The 15505-nt window shown below is 74.2% G+C and carries 19 protein-coding genes and 1 pseudogene; 10 read left to right on the top strand and 10 right to left on the bottom strand.

Annotation, left to right across the window (positions count from 1 at the left end; all coding sequences use genetic code 11):
* Positions 1-142: 142 nt before the first annotated feature.
* Positions 143-349, bottom strand: coding sequence for a hypothetical protein (locus V6U81_RS25315; RefSeq protein ID WP_334492783.1), 207 nt, complete (start codon positions 347-349; stop codon positions 143-145).
* A 158-nt stretch (positions 350-507) separates the two neighbouring features.
* Between V6U81_RS25315 and V6U81_RS25310 the strand changes: the two genes are divergently transcribed.
* Complete coding sequence (locus tag V6U81_RS25310) at positions 508-1053, top strand: TioE family transcriptional regulator (RefSeq protein ID WP_334492781.1); 546 nt, start codon at positions 508-510, stop codon at positions 1051-1053.
* A 13-nt stretch (positions 1054-1066) separates the two neighbouring features.
* On the opposite strand, the gene V6U81_RS25305 is transcribed toward V6U81_RS25310, so the two are convergent.
* The 3 genes from V6U81_RS25305 to V6U81_RS25295 form a co-directional block, all read right to left on the bottom strand.
* On the bottom strand, positions 1067-2131 hold the full coding sequence (locus V6U81_RS25305) for a hypothetical protein (RefSeq protein ID WP_334492774.1): 1065 nt from the start codon (positions 2129-2131) through the stop codon (positions 1067-1069).
* Positions 2128-2481 (bottom strand): PadR family transcriptional regulator, encoded by a 354-nt coding sequence (locus tag V6U81_RS25300; RefSeq protein ID WP_334492816.1) that lies wholly within the window; start codon positions 2479-2481, stop codon positions 2128-2130. The genes V6U81_RS25305 and V6U81_RS25300 overlap by 4 nt, the downstream gene beginning before the upstream one ends.
* Before the next feature lie 141 nt (positions 2482-2622).
* Entirely contained in the window at positions 2623-3375 is a 753-nt protein-coding gene (locus V6U81_RS25295) for a helix-turn-helix domain-containing protein (RefSeq protein WP_334492773.1), read from the bottom strand.
* A gap of 222 nt (positions 3376-3597) precedes the next feature.
* Here V6U81_RS25295 and V6U81_RS25290 point away from each other — a divergent pair, with 222 nt between their 5' ends.
* The 3 genes from V6U81_RS25290 to V6U81_RS25280 are packed head-to-tail and all read left to right on the top strand — an operon-like array spanning position 3598 to position 6032.
* The gene (locus tag V6U81_RS25290; RefSeq protein WP_334492772.1) at positions 3598-4266 is read left to right on the top strand and encodes a DUF4097 family beta strand repeat-containing protein; all 669 of its coding nucleotides are present in this window, start codon (positions 3598-3600) and stop codon (positions 4264-4266) included.
* Positions 4267-4281: 15 nt separating this feature from the next.
* The gene (locus V6U81_RS25285) at positions 4282-5244 is read left to right on the top strand and encodes an ATP-binding cassette domain-containing protein (protein ID WP_334492771.1); all 963 of its coding nucleotides are present in this window, start codon (positions 4282-4284) and stop codon (positions 5242-5244) included.
* Positions 5241-6032: an ABC transporter permease gene (locus tag V6U81_RS25280; protein ID WP_334492770.1), complete on the top strand. Its 792-nt coding sequence runs from the start codon at positions 5241-5243 to the stop codon at positions 6030-6032. The genes V6U81_RS25285 and V6U81_RS25280 overlap by 4 nt, the downstream gene beginning before the upstream one ends.
* A 109-nt stretch (positions 6033-6141) precedes the next feature.
* Here V6U81_RS25280 and V6U81_RS25275 read toward each other — a convergent pair whose 3' ends face one another.
* Entirely contained in the window at positions 6142-6630 is a 489-nt protein-coding gene (locus V6U81_RS25275) for a DnaJ family domain-containing protein (protein ID WP_334492769.1), read from the bottom strand.
* 51 nt (positions 6631-6681) lie between these two features.
* Between V6U81_RS25275 and V6U81_RS25270 the strand changes: the two genes are divergently transcribed.
* Complete coding sequence (locus V6U81_RS25270; RefSeq protein ID WP_334492768.1) at positions 6682-7200, top strand: YkvA family protein; 519 nt, start codon at positions 6682-6684, stop codon at positions 7198-7200.
* Positions 7197-7922, top strand: coding sequence for a sulfite exporter TauE/SafE family protein (locus V6U81_RS25265; protein ID WP_334492767.1), 726 nt, complete (start codon positions 7197-7199; stop codon positions 7920-7922). Before V6U81_RS25270 ends, V6U81_RS25265 begins: the two co-directional genes overlap by 4 nt.
* A 3-nt stretch (positions 7923-7925) precedes the next feature.
* On the opposite strand, the gene V6U81_RS25260 is transcribed toward V6U81_RS25265, so the two are convergent.
* A complete protein-coding gene (locus V6U81_RS25260; RefSeq protein ID WP_334492766.1) occupies positions 7926-8480 on the bottom strand; it encodes a GNAT family N-acetyltransferase in 555 nt (184 codons plus the stop codon).
* A 74-nt stretch (positions 8481-8554) separates the two neighbouring features.
* Here V6U81_RS25260 and V6U81_RS25255 point away from each other — a divergent pair, with 74 nt between their 5' ends.
* Complete coding sequence (locus tag V6U81_RS25255; RefSeq protein ID WP_334492765.1) at positions 8555-9487, top strand: DNA-3-methyladenine glycosylase family protein; 933 nt, start codon at positions 8555-8557, stop codon at positions 9485-9487.
* Positions 9488-9512: 25 nt separating this feature from the next.
* Positions 9513-10163 carry a LysE family translocator gene (locus V6U81_RS25250; RefSeq protein ID WP_334492764.1) on the top strand — a complete coding sequence of 217 codons (651 nt, stop codon included), beginning with the start codon at positions 9513-9515 and terminating at the stop codon, positions 10161-10163.
* Between the two features lie 28 nt (positions 10164-10191).
* Here V6U81_RS25250 and V6U81_RS25245 read toward each other — a convergent pair whose 3' ends face one another.
* Genes V6U81_RS25245 through V6U81_RS25230 form a run of 4 tightly spaced genes read right to left on the bottom strand, consistent with a single transcriptional unit; the run spans position 10192 to position 13613 of the window.
* Positions 10192-10701, bottom strand: a complete 510-nt coding sequence (locus V6U81_RS25245) for an NUDIX hydrolase (RefSeq protein ID WP_334492763.1) — start codon at positions 10699-10701, stop codon at positions 10192-10194.
* 9 nt (positions 10702-10710) lie between these two features.
* On the bottom strand, positions 10711-11535 hold the full coding sequence (locus V6U81_RS25240) for an SDR family NAD(P)-dependent oxidoreductase (RefSeq protein WP_334492762.1): 825 nt from the start codon (positions 11533-11535) through the stop codon (positions 10711-10713).
* Positions 11532-12908 (bottom strand): flavin-containing monooxygenase, encoded by a 1377-nt coding sequence (locus tag V6U81_RS25235; protein ID WP_334492761.1) that lies wholly within the window; start codon positions 12906-12908, stop codon positions 11532-11534. The genes V6U81_RS25240 and V6U81_RS25235 overlap by 4 nt, the downstream gene beginning before the upstream one ends.
* A gap of 60 nt (positions 12909-12968) precedes the next feature.
* Positions 12969-13613: a TetR/AcrR family transcriptional regulator gene (locus V6U81_RS25230; RefSeq protein WP_420884083.1), complete on the bottom strand. Its 645-nt coding sequence runs from the start codon at positions 13611-13613 to the stop codon at positions 12969-12971.
* Positions 13614-13677: 64 nt separating this feature from the next.
* Here V6U81_RS25230 and V6U81_RS25225 point away from each other — a divergent pair, with 64 nt between their 5' ends.
* Both V6U81_RS25225 and V6U81_RS25220 read left to right on the top strand, forming a co-directional pair.
* On the top strand, positions 13678-15018 hold the full coding sequence (locus tag V6U81_RS25225) for an MFS transporter (RefSeq protein WP_334492759.1): 1341 nt from the start codon (positions 13678-13680) through the stop codon (positions 15016-15018).
* A 31-nt stretch (positions 15019-15049) separates the two neighbouring features.
* A pseudogene (locus tag V6U81_RS25220) lies at positions 15050-15505 on the top strand (hypothetical protein); the annotation flags it as partial.

The following is a 15505-nucleotide window of genomic DNA, read 5'->3' as shown; positions in this document are numbered from 1 at the left end:
TGTACCGACGCATGGGAAGGGCAAGGCTCGCGGCGGTACACCGCGATCACCGAGACCACCGACAAGAAGCAGTTCGAGCAGGCGCTCACGGTTGACGGTTCCGATCACCAGCAGCATCGTGCTGAGTGACCCGTACCTCTGCTCAGATCTTCTTCTTTCCCAGGTAGGACAAAGCGATCGGGAGTGCGACCTTGGCCACCGGTGTGCCGATCTCGATCGCGAGGTCCCGCGCGTGCGCGGCGGCCTGCGTCCACCGCCGGGCCTGGCAGTCCGGGAGGCCGAAATCGAGCCCGAGCAGTTCGTGGAACTCGCCGATGCTCGCCGCGACCCGGTTGCGGGACTTCACCACCGCCCCAGGCGGTCAGGAATTACGAGGCGGCCGGCATCCTTCCGGAGGCCGACCGCACCCCCTACGGCTACCGCACCTACACGCCGCTGCACGCGTACGCGCTGCGCGCGTTTCTCGCCCTGGTGCCCGGTCACGGCCACCAGACGGCCACGTCGGTCATGCAGGCGGTCAACCGCGACGCGACCGAGGAGGGGCTGCGGCTGATCGACGAGAGTCACGTCCAACTGCTCGACGACCGCCGTACCCTCCAGGCCGTCGAAGCCGCGCTGCGCGACCTCACCCCGGTACCGCAGGAACGCGGTGACACGTTCGTCGGCCCGCTGGCGAAACGGCTCGGCATCCGCCCGGCCACCCTGCGCAAATGGGAACGCGCCGGCCTGGTCCGTCCGCGTCGCGACCCGCGGACGGGCTACCGGGTCTACAGCGCGGCCGACGTACGCGACGCCCTGCTGGTCCACCAGCTCAGACGGGGCGGCTACCTGCTCGAGCGGATCGCCCCGTTGATCGTCCAGGTCCGCTCCGCCGGCGGCGTCGCACCGCTCGAATCGATGCTGGGCGACTGGCACGCCCGCCTCTCGGCCCGCGGGCGCGCCATGCTCACCGGCGCCGCCGCACTGGACGCCTACCTCGACTGCCGACCGGATCCGGAGCGGTGTGGAGTGGGCCGGCGCGGCCTGGCTCAGCCCGCGGGTACGGCGGGCTGAGCCAGGGTGCCCGTCAGGCGGCCGTTGCGGTGAGCCGTGCTTTGCTCCGGCGGCGGCCCGTGGCGGCCAGGGCAAGGATCACGAGTCCGATGGCAAGTGCGCTGCCGACATCTTCGGTGGCGGGACTGGTCGCCACCCAGCTGTAGGCCGGGGCGAGCCTCTCGAGTTCAGGGTCGAGGAAGGCGTAGTCGGCCAGCGTCTCGTACAGGCCGATGGTGGAATCGGCGGCGAGCCCCAGCGCGGTGACGCCGAGCGCGAGAGCGGTAAGCCGGCGTGGCAGGGCGCGGCCGCGGAGGCGGTAGCTGGCGAAGCCGGTGAGGAGCCAGCCGGTGACCGCGCCGGCGAGCCAGCCCACCAGGATCGCCCCGGGTTCCCAGCTCGGCGGGACCGGGTAGATGCCCACGTGCACGTTTGTGCTGGAGAAGCCTCCCGGGGAGGCGGTCCCCCCGACCGCGTCAAGTCGGTAGCCGTTCCGGGTGGCCTGGAACGTGTAGACGTGCGTTTCCGGCTTGTCGTCCCGCGCCTTGAGGATGTAGTCCCCGACGGGGCCGAGCGTCCAGCCGTCGGCCCGCAGTCGCGCCTGCGCCGCTTCCAGCGTCCAGTTCGGAAGCTGTCGCTCATGGGGCGGGTCGAACACGTGCGCCTCGGGAAAGGGTTCCCGTCGACCAGCCATCCGGTCGACATGCGGCGCGGTCATGGGAGCACCGGCTACGGTTTCGGCCGTCCGCAGGGCCGCCGTGTCGGACGGCAGTTCCGGAGCTGTCTGCCACGCCAGCCAGGAACCCACGCCCGCTCCCACGGCTCCGAGAACCACGGCCGACAGCATGGCCGCCACCACCGCCGTACGGCCGATCGGCAGTCGGAACCACTGCCGCACCGCCCCGCGTACCAGATCCACCACGTCGGCGCGGGCGGGCACACGACGGCCCGGATCGGCGGAGTCCATCAGCATCGTGAGGATTTCCTCGCCGTGGGCACGGCGGTATCCGATCGGGTATGCCCACAGCAGCCGCCGGTACCAGCGTTCCAGCCTGACCTGCGCCGGCAGCTCCCGCATGACCTCCCCCGACGCGGTCATGCGGAAGCCCCGAACGGGTCAGCCATGGATCCGAGCGCCACGTTCGGTCGCGCCTGTAGTCGGCTCTCCGCCGCCTCCGCGTGCTTGCGCAGGCGGCGGGCCCGCTCGGCTAGCTTGCCGGCCCCCGCGTCGGTGAGCCGGTAGTAGCGACGTAGCCGCCCGTCGACGACCTCCTGGCGGTCGACCGCGATGAGTTCCTGCTCCACGAGGCGGTCGAGGGCTCCGTAGAGGGTGCCGGCCCGCAGCTTCACCGTTCCCTCGGAGAGCTCGGCGACCTCCTGAGTCACCCCGTAGCCGTGCTTCGGCCCCGTCGCCAACGCGGTGAGGATCAAGAACGTCGGCTCTTGCATCGATGGCATGCCTGTAGATTACGTCCGCCGATATATACCGTCAACTTGTTCCTGAAGGCGCGACAGATGCCGTCGCCAACGCGGCTCGACTCTCAGACCTCTCCCCCATGGCCGGTGGTCAGACCCGATCGAGGCCGCCGGCTACCCGCGCTCCGCAGCCGGCGTGGCCGTGCCGCCGGTCGTTGCGGGTGCGGTGTAGAGGATCTCGCGGGCCTGCTCCGCGGCGCGGATCATGCTCTCGCCCACGAAGTCGACGAAGCGGGCGATGCTCTCGAGGCGGACGGCGGCCGGGGTGTCGGGGCCGAGGACGCTGACGCCCTGCCGTGCCGTCTGGGCGAGCTCGGCGTGGGATCGGGCAGCGGCGATCATGCCCTGATACCAGACGTCGTCGTCGACGACGTAGCGCTCGCGGCGACGATCGTCGCGCTCCCGACGGATGAGGCCCTGGCTTCCGAGAGCCGTCGTCGCCTTGGAGACGGACGCCGGGCTGACCTCAAGGCGCTGGACCAGTTCGGACGCGGTGAGGCTGCCCGCGTCGGTGGTGTAGAGGCAGGTCAGCACCCGGGACATCATCTTGGGCAGGCCCTGTCGCATGAGGAGGGTGGTGAACACCTCCTCGTACTCGCGTACGGCCTCGGCGTCGCGCCCGTGGTCCTGCGCGGACGCCTGACCCCCTCGGGGAGTTGGCTGCCTGCGCCGGTGGGCGCGGCGTTCGGTGGCACGGTGTGCCAGGTCGGCCCGGTACGCGGTGGGGCCGCCGTTGCGCATCACCTCGCGGGTGATCGTGGAGGTGGGGCGGTCGAGGCGCCTGGCGATCTCCGCGTAGGCGAGCCCGTCGGCCAGCCCCGACGCGATCTGCTGGCGTTCCTGCTGGCTGAGCCTGCCTCCCGGCACCACGATCTCCCCTCACGTCCACTGATGCCCGGAGCATAGCGTTCACTCTGCATCCAATGCAACGGGCACCGTCCCGCCCGTTGCGTTAAAACTTACCTCGTTGCAACGATTTTAGTCGTCTGAGCTGCGTAGTTACTCCTCGTGTGCAATAGATACGTTGCTCGGATTGCAAACGCAACGTAGCGTTTCCAATGTCGGAAACAAGCGCAGGAGGAGAGCACCATGCAGAAGTTCGACACCCCCAGTCCGATCTCGACCGTCCTCGACATCCCCGCCGCGCGGGTGCAGCTCATCGCCGCCGACCGGGCCGACACCACGGTCGAAATCCGGCCCGCGGACGCCTCGAAGGGCCGCGACGTGAAGGCGGCGGAGCAGACCAGGGTCGAATACGGCGACGGCGTCCTGCGGATCGAGGCCCCGGCGAAGAACCTGGTCCGCGGCGCGTCCGGAGCCATCGAGGTGACGGTTCAGCTGCCCGCCGGTTCCCGCATCACGGCGAAGGCGGCCGCCGCCGAGTTCCGGGGCGTCGGGCGGCTCGGCGACGTCGCCCTGGACGGCGCGAACGGCGCGGTCAAGATCGACGAGGCGGCGAGCGTCCGCCTCACCGCCCTCGCCGGTGACGTCACGGTCGGCCGGCTCACCGGCCCCGCGGACATCAACACCCTGAAGGGTGACATCCACATCGTCGAGGCCACCAGCGGCACGGTCGTGCTGCGCACCCAGCTGGGCGGCGTGACGGTCGGCGCCGCCCACGGAGTCTCCGCCTCCCTGGACGCCGGCACCGGCCACGGCCGGATCCACAACGCGCTCATGAACACCGGCGGCGCCGCGGTCGGCCTGAGCATCCACGCGACCACCGACCACGGCGACATCACCGCCCGCAGCCTGTAGAGAAGGAGCACCATCATGACCCACCTGGCCATCGCGGCGAACGGGCTGCGCAAGTCCTACGGCGACAAGGTCGTGCTCGACGGCGTCGACCTGGCCGTCCCCGAAGGAACGATCTTCTCCCTGCTCGGCCCGAACGGCGCCGGCAAGACCACCGCCGTCAAGATCCTTTCAACCCTCGTCTCCCCCGACCCCGGCTCCGGCGCCCTGCGCGTCGGTGGCCACGACCTCGCCGCCGACCCGCAGGCGGTCCGCGCCGCGATCGGCGTCACCGGCCAGTTCTCCGCCGTCGACGGCCTGATCACCGGCGAGGAGAACATGCTGCTCATGGCCGACCTGCACCACCTGTCCAGGAGCGAGGGCCGCGGCACCGCCGCCGAGTTGCTGGAGCGCTTCGACCTCACCGACGCCGCGAAGAAGCCCGCCTCCACCTACTCCGGCGGCATGAAACGCCGCCTCGACCTCGCCATGACCCTGGTCGGCAACCCGCGGATCATCTTCCTCGACGAACCGACCACCGGCCTCGACCCCCGCAGCCGGCACAACATGTGGCAGATCATCCGCGAGCTCGTCGCCGACGGGGCCACCGTCTTCCTCACCACCCAGTACCTGGAGGAGGCCGACCAGCTCGCCGACCGCATCGCCGTGCTCGACGACGGGAAGATCGTGGCCGAGGGCACCGCCGGGGAACTGAAGCGGCTCGTCCCCGGCGGGCACGTCCAGCTGCGCTTCGAGGACCCCGGGGCGTACGAGCGGGCGGCCGCTGCGCTGCGCGAGACCGTGCGCGACGACCAGGCGCTGACGCTGCAGATCCCCAGCGACGGCACCCAGCGCGACCTGCGCGCGATCCTCGACCGGCTCGACGCCGCCGACGTGCACGCCGACACCCTCACCGTGCACACCCCCGACCTCGACGACGTGTTCTTCGCCCTGACCGGCGGCGCCGGCGTCACCGCACCGACCAAGGAGGTCGTCCGATGAGCTCCCTCTCCCTCGCCGTACGCGATTCGTCCACGATGCTGCGCCGCAACCTCCTGCACGCCCGGCGCTACCCGTCGCTCACCCTGAACCTGCTGCTCACCCCGATCATGCTGCTGTTGCTCTTCGTCTACGTCTTCGGCGACACGATGAGCGCGGGCATCGGCGGCGGCGGTCCGGACCGCTCCGAGTACGTCGCGTACATCGTCCCGGGCCTGCTGCTGATGACCATCGGCAGCACCGTGATCGGGACCGCAGTGTCCGTCTCCACCGACATGACCGAGGGCATCATCGCCCGCTTCCGCACGATGGCGATCCACCGCGGTTCGGTGCTCGTCGGGCACGTCGTCGGCAGCGTGCTGCAGTCGGTCCTGAGCGTGGTCCTGGTGGGCGCCGTCGCCGTGGCCATCGGCTTCCGGTCCACCGACGCCGGCGTCCTGGAGTGGCTCGCGGCGTTCGGGCTGCTCGTGCTCTTCGCGATGGCGCTGACCTGGATCGCGGTGGGCATGGGTCTGGTCAGCCCGAACGCCGAGGCCGCCAGCAACAACGCGATGCCGCTGATCCTGCTGCCGCTGCTCTCCAGCGCCTTCGTCCCGGTCGACGCCATGCCCGGCTGGCTCCAGCCGATCGCCGAGTACCAGCCGTTCACGCCCGCCATCGAGACGCTGCGCGGACTGCTGCTCGGCGGCGAGATCAGCCACAACGGGTGGCTCGCCGTCGCCTGGTGCCTGGCGCTCGCGGTGCTCGGCTACGTCTGGTCGACCTCAACATTCAACCGCGACCCGAGGTAACCACCGCGGCTCGTCGCCGGTCCGGGCGGCGTACTCCGACATCCGCGTCGGCGTACGCCGCCCGGTCGTTCGCCGGCTGGGAGGCCGACGCCGGTGCGGGTTCGGCGGATCAGCGCGAACGCCGCCACGGGAAGCGCCACCGCCGCCGTCGGGCAGTCCTGGTGACGCTCGGCGGCGGCCCCGCGGCTTCCGCCACGGCCCGGGCCGACCGCTGCTCCCGGTCCGCGCGCCAGCGCCGTACCGTCTCCTCGACGTTGACCGGCCGGACCACCACCCGCGGCCCGGTGGGGTTACGCAGCCAGGCGACGACCTCGGCGTTCAACACCGCGACGTACGCCCGGACGGACTCCTCGGTCGGCAGGTCCCGGACCTCGTGGGGGACCTGCTCGATCCGGCGGCGCAGCTGCAACGGGGTGGGCAGCAGCAGGTCGGAGGGGAGCTTCTCGCGCTCCAGGAAGCTCTTGATCCACCACGACTCGTCGTAGGGGGTGTCCCGGCCGGGGATCGGCTTGCCCATGCCGGGCAGGTTGTCGAACTCACCGTTGTCCACGGCGGTGCGGATCTTCGCCTCGACCGCCGCCTCCCACGCGTTGCTCACCCTCGTCCACCTCCCCGAAACACCGGAACCGGGCTACCGCCGAGGTTCAGCGTGCCCGCGGCGGCAGGCATTCCCGGCCGGCGGGCGGAACCGCACACCGGGGCGTACATTCCCGGCAGGGTCGACGCCGGTCGGCCCGGACCGGTCGAGGAGGACGGCGTGCGGGACTGGCTGATCGGGCTCGGCGTGGCGGTGGCCTGCCTGCTGGCAAGCTGGGCGCTGCTGGTGCTGCTGGCCCGGCGGCTCCCGCCGGGGATCCTGCGCGACCTGGCCGCGTTCATCCCCGACTGCCTGACCACGGTACGGCGGCTGCGCGCCGATCCCCGGGTCCCCCGCAAGGCGAAGATCGCGATCGTGGTGGCCGGGATCTGGCTGGCCAGCCCGATCGACCTGATCCCGGAGTTCCTGCCGATCATCGGGCCGCTCGACGACATCGTGGTGGTCGCCCTGGCGTTGCGCTACGCGGGCCGGCAGGTGCCCCGCGAGGTGCTGCTCGCCGCCTGGCCCGGTGAGCCGCGGCTGCTGCTGCGGCTGCTCGGCCCGGCCGAGGCGGCCGCCCCGCCGGCGTGAGCCCCGTCGAGACCCTGCTGGTCGCCTCCGCGGCGGCGTTCGGCCTGGCACTGCTGTCCGCGGTGACCGGTTTCGGCGGCGGCGTCCTGCTGCTGCCGGTCTTCACCGCGCTGTTCGGGCTGCGGGTCGCCGTGCCGGTGCTCACCCTGGCGCAGCTGTCCAGCAACGGCGCCCGGGTGTGGCTCAACCGCCGCGAGCTGTGCCGGCCCCTGGTAGGCCGGTTCGCCCTCGGCGCGGTGCCGTTCGCCCTGGCCGGGGCGCTGCTGCTGGCACACGCCCCGCTGGCCGCGCTGAAACGGCTGCTCGGGGTGTTCCTGCTGACAGTGGTGGCGTGGCGGCGGTGGCGACCGGACCCGGCCCGCCCCGGCGACCGGACGTTCGTCGCGGTCGGCGCGGCATCCGGGCTGGGCTCGGCGCTGCTGGGCTCCGTCGGGCCGCTGACCGCGCCCTTCTTCCTCGCGTACGGGCTGACCCGGGCCGCGTACGTCGGCACCGAGGCGGCCGGCGCGCTGACCCTGCACCTGGCCAAGACCGCCGGCTACGGCGCCGGCGGCCTGTTGGACCGTCAGGTGCTGCTGCTCGGCGCGGCGTTGACCCCGGCCACCCTGCTCGGCGCGGCAGCCGGGCGGCGGATCGTGGCGCGGATCAGCGACCGGCTCTTCGTGCTCCTGGTCGAGGTCGGCCTGGTCGCCGCCGGCGTGCTGCTCCTGGCCGGCGGGTGAGGATCAGCTGCGCCACCGTACGTGCCGGTGCCCGTCGCGCGGGAACGGCGGCCGGGCGGGCAGCACCTCCACGAATCCGTACCCGGACTTCTCCGCCACCCGGCAGGAGGCCGGGTTGTCGATCTGGTGCAGCAGCTCCAGCCGGGTCAGCCCGGCGGCGGCGAACCGGGTGAACGCCCAGCCGCTCACCGCGTCGACGGCGCGCGGGGCCACTCCCCGACCGCGGGCCGCCGCGGCCGTCCAGTAGCCCACCTCGGCATCCGGCCGGCCCGGCGTGACGTCCTTGAGCACGACGCAGGCGACGAGCCGGTGCCCACCGTCGGCCCGGTCCGTCTCGCACACGGCGAAGCCGAACCGGCGCCCCGCCGCCCAGCCCTGCCGGTGGCGGGCCACCCAGCGGCGGGCCTCGGCCGTGGTACCCACCGGCTGCCGGGTCCGGGCGCGCAGCTCCGGATCCCGGTAGACCTCCAGCAGCGCGTCGACGTCGTCGTCGCGCCACGGGCGCAGGACGAGTTCGGTGGCGGACGTGGTGGGCGGCACCCGCAGGACGACGGACATCTGAGCAGTGTCACCGCTGAACGCCCCGGCGGAAAGACCCGAACTGTCGGCCCCCGCTGGTACACCCGGCGTCGATGAGCACAGCGGAGCAGTTCACGATGACCCCGCGCGGCCCGTTCTCGCTGGCCGCGAGCATCCGCTTCCTGGAGGGCTTCGCCCCGGCCGGCTACCCCGGCGCGGATCAGCCGGTGCTGCGGGTGGCCTTCCCGGTGGAGGGCGGGTGGACCCCGGTCGGCGTCGAGGTCCGCCAGGGCGGCGACGGTGCGGTGCACGCCCGGGTCTTCCCGGCCGGTGCCGCGCCCGAGCGGGAGGCGGTCCGCGCCCAGCTGCGGCGGATCCTGTCGCTGGACGTCGACGGCACCGGGTTCACGCGGGTCGGCGCCGACGACCCGGTGCTGGGCGGGTTGCAGCGGCGCTATCCGGGCCTGCGTCCGGTAACCTTCTGGTCGCCGTACGAGGCGGCCTGCTGGGCGGTGATCAGCCATCGGATCCGGATCACCCAGGCCGCCACGGTCAAGGCCCGGCTCACCGAGCGGCTGGGCACGGCCACCCCGCTGCCCGACGGCCCGGTCACCGCGTTCCCCGCCCCGGCCGTGCTGCGCGACGCCGCCGGCGAGCTGACCGGCCTCGGGCTGGCCGGCCGCAAGCCGGAATGGCTGCGCGGCATCGCCGAGGCGGCGCTGGACGGCCGCCTGGACGCGGCCCGGCTGCGGGCCCTCGACGCGGCCGACGCCCTGCGGGAGCTGACCGCGCTGCCCGGCGTCGGGCCGTTCTCCGCCGAGCTGATCCTGCTGCGCGGCGCCGGCGCGACCGACGTGGTGCCGCGCAGCGAACGCCGGTTGCGGCAGGCCGTGCGGGACGCCTACCGACTGCCCGCCGACGTCGGCGACGAGACCCTGGCCCGGATCAGCGACCGGTGGCGGCCGTACCGGACGTGGGTGAGCCTGCTGCTGCGCACCTGGCGGGAGGACGAGACCGGCGAGATCGCCGGCGGGCGTAGGGTCTGAACGGGTACGAGAGGCGGGGGCGGCGATGGTGACGGTCGGCGCGGTGGTGGGGATAGCCCTGGTGGCGTTGGGTCTGGTGCTGACACCCGGGCCGAACATGGTCTACCTGGTGTCCCGGTCGGTCACCCAGGGCCGGCGCGCGGGGCTGGTGTCCCTGCTGGGCGTGGCGGTCGGCTTCCTGGTCTACCTGGCCGCGGCGGTGGCCGGGATCGCCACCGTGTTCGTGCTGGTACCGCCGCTCTACCTGGCGGTGAAGCTGGCCGGCGCGGCGTACCTGCTCTGGCTGGCCTGGCGCACGGTCCGCCCGGGCGGGCACTCGGCGTTCACCCCGGCGCCGCTGCCACCGGACCGGCCGCGCCGGCTGTTCACCATGGGCCTGGTGACCAACCTGCTCAACCCGAAGATCGCCATCCTGTACGTCTCCCTGCTACCGCAGTTCATCGATCCGGCGCGCGGGCACGTGGCGGTGCAGAGCCTGCTGCTCGGGCTCACCCAGATCGGGATCGCCCTGACGGTGAACGCCCTGATCGTGCTGACCGCCGGCGCGGTGTCGGCGTTCCTGACCCGCCGGCCCGCCTGGGCGCGGGCGCAGCGGTACGTGATGGGCAGCGTCCTGGCCGGCCTGGCGGTGCGGATCGCCGCCGACCGGTCCCGGGCCGCCGTCGCCGCCGGCTGACCGCGGCGGCGTCCCCGACGTGGTTCGTTCAGAGCGCGTCGGGCTGGCCGAGCGCGGGGTGTCGCTCGCCCGGGCGGGCGTGCCAGGCGGGCGCGTCGCCGCGGTGCGTCGTGTCGATCAGCAGCCGCACCCAGTCGTTGAGCGCTGGCAAGGCGCCCGGATCGAACCAGCCCACCTCGGTGGACTCGTCGTCGTCGGCCCGCGGCACGCCGCCCACCGGCCGGCAGCGGAACCAGACGTTGAGGTATTCGCAGACGTCGCCGTTGGGGTAGACCACCGGGTGGGTGGCCACTCCGCCGACCCCGTCGACAGCCACCCGCACGCCGGTCTCCTCGTACACCTCGCGCAGCACCGCGTCCGCGGGCTGCTCGCCCGGGTCGATGATGCCGGCGGGCAGTGACCAGTGGCCGTTGTCGCTGCGCCGGGCGAGCAGGACCCGACCGGCGTCGTCGCGCACGACCGCGGTGACCCCGGGCAGCAGGAGCAGGTCGTGTCCGATGTGGGCACGCAGCCGGGCGACGTACGGGGGGACGGCCATCGGGCCAACCTAGCCGGCGGCGTCGCGGTGCCGCCGGACCATCCCGGCCGCCAGCGGCGCGGCGTCGAGATCCCCGGCGGCGACCCGACCGGCGACGGTCCGGCGCACGAGCCGGTCGGCCAGCGCCGGCGCGTGCCGGGCCAGCGCCATCTCCAGGCGTCCCCGCCGGGTGGTGGCCACGTCGCGGGGCGCCCGCCGGGCGGTGGCGGCGCGCAGGATCGCCGCGACCACCCCGTCGACGGATTCCAGCCGGGACACTCCGCGCAGCGACAACCCGGCCTCGGCGGTGCTGTCGTGGATCGGCGAGGCGACCATGCTGGGGTAGACGACGCTGACGCCGACGTGGGTGCCGACCTCGTGGCGCAGCGCGTCGGCGTACGCGACCAGGGCCCGCTTGCTGACCCCGTACGCGGCGGCCAGGGGCAGCGGCAGCACCGCCATCCGGCTGGCCACGAAGATGACCCGACCGCGAGCGGCCTCCAGGGCGGGCAGGGCGGCGGCGGTGGTCCGCCAGGCGGCGAGCAGGTTCACCTCGAGCTGCTGGCGCACCACCTCGTCGGGGGCCAGCTCCGCCGGGGCGGGGCCGCCCACGCCGGCGTTGTTCACCAGCAGGTCCAGCCCGCCGAGCCGGTCGACGGCCGCGCGGACGGCGGGCGGCACGGCGGCGGGGTCGGTGAGGTCGCAGCCGATGACCGGCGCACCGGCGGCGATGCCGGTGAACCGGTCGAGGCCGACCACGGTGGCGCCGGCGCCCTGCAGCGCCGCGCAGAGCTGCCGGCCGAAGGTGCCGTGGGCGCCGGTGACGATCACCCGACGCTGGTGCAGGCCGGTCATGCGCTCTCCTTCGTCGGTTCGGCGACGGGGGCCGCCGGGTGGGCAACGGGGAAGGCGACGCCCCGACCGCGGGCCGCCCGGCGGGTGCCGGCGGTCAGCTCCCGGGCCAGCTGGGCGAGGTAGGCGTCGAAGTCCACGCGCATGGCGGGACGGCGGGCGCCCCAGCGGGCCGTCGCCGCGCGCAGCTCCGCCCGGATGTCGGCCTGCTGCCGCTGCCGGTCGGGCAGCGCGTAGCTGCCGGCGAGGTGGGCGGCGACCAGCCGCGCCTGCGCCTCGACCAGGGGGAACGCCGCGCCGGTGGACTGCATCAGCCCGACGAACGCCAGTCCCGGGGCGTCCGGGTGGAAGACGTGCCGGTACAGCGGCAGAGTGTCGGCGCCGTCGCCGAGCAGCGCCGGGTCGAGGAACGGGATCTCCACCCGGTAGCCGGTGCACCAGATGACCAGGTCGACCTCGTCGGCCCGGCCGTCGGTGAAGATGACCGTGTCGCCGTCGAAGCCGGCGATGCCGGGGCGCGCCTGGATCTCGCCGTGGGCCAGCCGGGACAGCAGACCGTCGGAGAGGGTCGGATGGTCCTGGAGGAACCCGTGGGCGGGCGCGGGCAGGCCGTAGCGGGTCGGACTGCCGACGGTGGCGGCGAGCATGGTCTGGCTGATCCGTTGCCGCAGCCGCCACGGCAGCCGGCGGGCCAGGGCCCCGTTGAGGGTGTCCGACGGGCGGCCGAGCAGGTGCTTGGGCACCACCCACACGCCGCGGCGCAACGAGAGCAGGGTTCGGGCCGCGGCGTACGAGGCGTCAACGGCGATGTCCATGGCGGAGTTCCCGCCGCCGACGACCAGCACCCGCCGGCCGGCGAGCTGTTCGGGGCCGCGGTAGGCGTGGCTGTGCAGGTGCGTGGCGGTGCTTTCGCCCGCGAGATCGTCGATGGTGTTCGGCACCCGGTTGTGGCCGTTGGCGACCACCACGGCGTCGACGGTGACCTGGACCGGCCCGTCGGGGCCGTCGGCGTGCACGGTCCACCGGTCGCCGGGCTCGGGGACCACCCGGTCGACGGTGTGCCGCAGCCGGACCGCCTCGTGCAGGCCGAACCGGTCGGCGTAGTCGGCGAGCCAGCCGGCGACCCGGGTGTGGTCGGGGAAGTCGGGCCAGTGCGCCGGCATCGGGTGGTCGGCGAACTGGGTGCGCCCCCGGCTGGTGTTCAGGTGCAGGGTGCGGTACGCGGGCGAGCCGGGCGCGCCGAACACCCAGAGGCCACCGACCCGGTCGCCGGAGTCGAAGCAGAGCGCGGGCACGCCGGCGTCGGCGAGGGCCTTGAGGGTCGCCAGGCCGGCCGCGCCCGCGCCGATCACCGCCCCCCGGGGCTGCACGCCCATGGCCGGCTCCTTCCCGTTAATCCAACGACTGTCGGATAATGGCCGGGCCGACGCGGCGCGTCAAGTGCCGGCCGGGCCGTACAGCCCGTCGAGGAACCGGTGCACGAAGCCACGGAACTCGCGGCGCTCCCGGGCCGGCGAGCCGTCGGCCGCGGCCAGCGCCACCACATGCCCGTGCACCGCCCAGACCAGGCTGCGCACGGTGACCTGCGGCGCCGGCTCGACCAGCGCCCCGGCCGCCGCGGCGGCGGCGAGCAGCTCGGCGACCAGCTGGTACAGCGGGGCGGCGTACCGCTGGTCGAGGTCGGCGTGCCGGTGCGGCTCCAGCCAGCGCCGCAGCCACAGCGCGGTGGTCTCCGGCCGGTCCTCCAGGAAGTCGACGAAGACGTCGACGAGGTCGTGCAGCGCCCGCCGGGCCGCGTCCGGCCCGGCGGCCAGGGCGTCGCGGGCCCGGGCAGCGGCGCCCTCGACGACCTCCCGCTCGGCGGCGAAGACCCGGGCGAAGCAGGCGTCGTAGAGCTGCGCCTTCGTACCCGTGTGGTGGGAGACCGTGGCCACGTCGACGCCGGCGGCGGCCGCGACCTCACGCAGCCCGACGGCGTCGAAGCCCCGTTGGGCGAAGAGCGTGGTGGCCGCGGCGAGCACCGCCTCGCGGGTGTCCCGGGTCTCGTCGCGGCGGGGTCGGCCCGGTCGGCGGCGGGGCATGGTCATGGCCGCCATTCTGCCCCTACAATCCAGCGACCGTTGGATTGGCCGGGAGGATGCGGCGATGACCGGGCTCGACCAGCAGCCGACCACGAGCACCGCGCTGCCCCGCGCGCCGCTGGTCGGCTTCGCCGCCGGCTCCGTCGGCATGGGCGTGTGGGTGACCGTGCCGGGCCTGCTGCTGCTGTACTTCCTCACCGACACCCTTGGGGTTGCCCCCTGGCTGGCGGGGCTGACCCTGCTGGTGCCGAAGGTCGCCGACGTGCTGCTGCACCCCTGGATCGGGCACCGCTGCGACGTCGAGCAGGCCCGCCGGGGTGACCGGCGGCGGTTGCTGCTGCTCGGCTGCGCCCTGCCTGTCGCCTTCGCCGCGCTCTTCGCCGTTCCCGGCGCGCTGACCGGCGCCGCCGCGGCGGGCTGGGTGGCGGTGGCGTTCGTCGCCGGCAACCTGCTCTTCGCCAGCTACCAGGTCCCCTACCTGGCCACCCCCGCGGACCTGCGGATCGGCTACCACGAGCGGACCCGGCTGATGGCGTTCCGGATGGTGGTGCTGACCCTCGGCATCCTCGCCTCCGGCCTGCTGGCGCCCCTGCTGGCCGGCGGCGACCACGCCACCCGGGACGGCTACCGGCGGATGGGCGCGCTGCTCGCGGTCGGCATGCTGGCGGCCATGCTGGTCGGCGTCGCCGGGATCGCCCGGCTGCGTCGGGCCGCCGCCGCGGCCCCCGCCGGCCACGCCGGGGGTTGGCGGGCGCTGGTCGCCGCGCTGCGTGACCGGCAGTTCCGCGCCCTGGTCGGCGCGTACCTGGCCATGTCCACCACCACCCACCTGGTCCTCGCCGGGGTCCCCTACTACGCCGAGTACGAGCTGGGCCGGCCGGGACTGACCACGGTGCTGGTGGCCGCGTTCGTCGCCCCGGCGCTGCTGGTCACCCCCGGCTGGCTGGTGCTGGCCCGCCGGGTCGGCAAGCAGCGGGCGCTGCTGGGTGCGCAGGGCGCCTTCGCCGCCGGCGCGCTGGTGCTCGCGGTGGGCCGGCCGGCGGGCCTGCCGGTGCTGGTCGCCGCGGTGGCGGTGCTCGGGGTGGCCTTCGCAGGCATGCAGCTGCTGCCGTTCGCGATGGTGCCGGACGTGATCCGCGCCGGCACCGGCGCCGCCGGCACCTACACCGGGGTGTGGACGGCCACCGAGGCGGTCGGCGCGGCGCTGGGCCCCTGGGCGTACGCGCTCTGCCTGGCCGCCGGTGGCTTCGTCGCCTCCACCGCCGGGCAGGCAGTCACCCAGCCGGCCCCGGCGCTGGCCGCGATCCGCTGGGGCTTCGGGTTGCTGCCCGCCGCGGCGATGCTGGTGGCGCTGCTGCTGCAACGCCGCTACACCCTCGACCGCACCGCCCGCGCCACCCACTGACCCCCGGCGGCGGCAGTACACTTCCGCCTCGATGGACCTCCAGCCCGCCCCCGCCGAGACCCGTCCCTGCGCCCACTGTGGACGGGAGGTGCCGCAGCGCGCCGGCGCGGGCCGGCCGTTCCGCTACTGCCGGGACAACGACGGCGCCTGCCAGCGGGCGTCGCGCAACTCCCGGATGCGGCACCGCAACGCCCCCGGCCTGCCCGGTCAGGTGGCCCGCACCTGGGAGGCGGTGGACCGCCTCGACCAGATCGTGGAGTCGCTGACCGAGGCGCTGCACGCCGAGCTCTCCCCGGTCGGGGTGGAACGGCAGCTCGCCCAGCTGCGGGCCGAGGCCGCCGCGCAGGTGGCGCAGGCGCACACCGAGCGGGACGAGGCCCGTCGCGACGCCGACACGGCCGCCGCCGAGGCCACCCGGGCCCGGCAGGAGGCCCGCGCCGCCGCCGCCGACCGGGACGCCGCCCGCGCGCTGGCCGGGCGGGCCGAG

Origin of the sequence: Micromonospora lacuserhaii (genome assembly GCF_036902735.1) — a bacterium.
Taxonomy (GTDB): domain Bacteria; phylum Actinomycetota; class Actinomycetes; order Mycobacteriales; family Micromonosporaceae; genus Micromonospora.
Note: the sequence above shows the minus strand (reverse complement) of the source record. Positions and strands in the feature narration are given on the sequence as shown.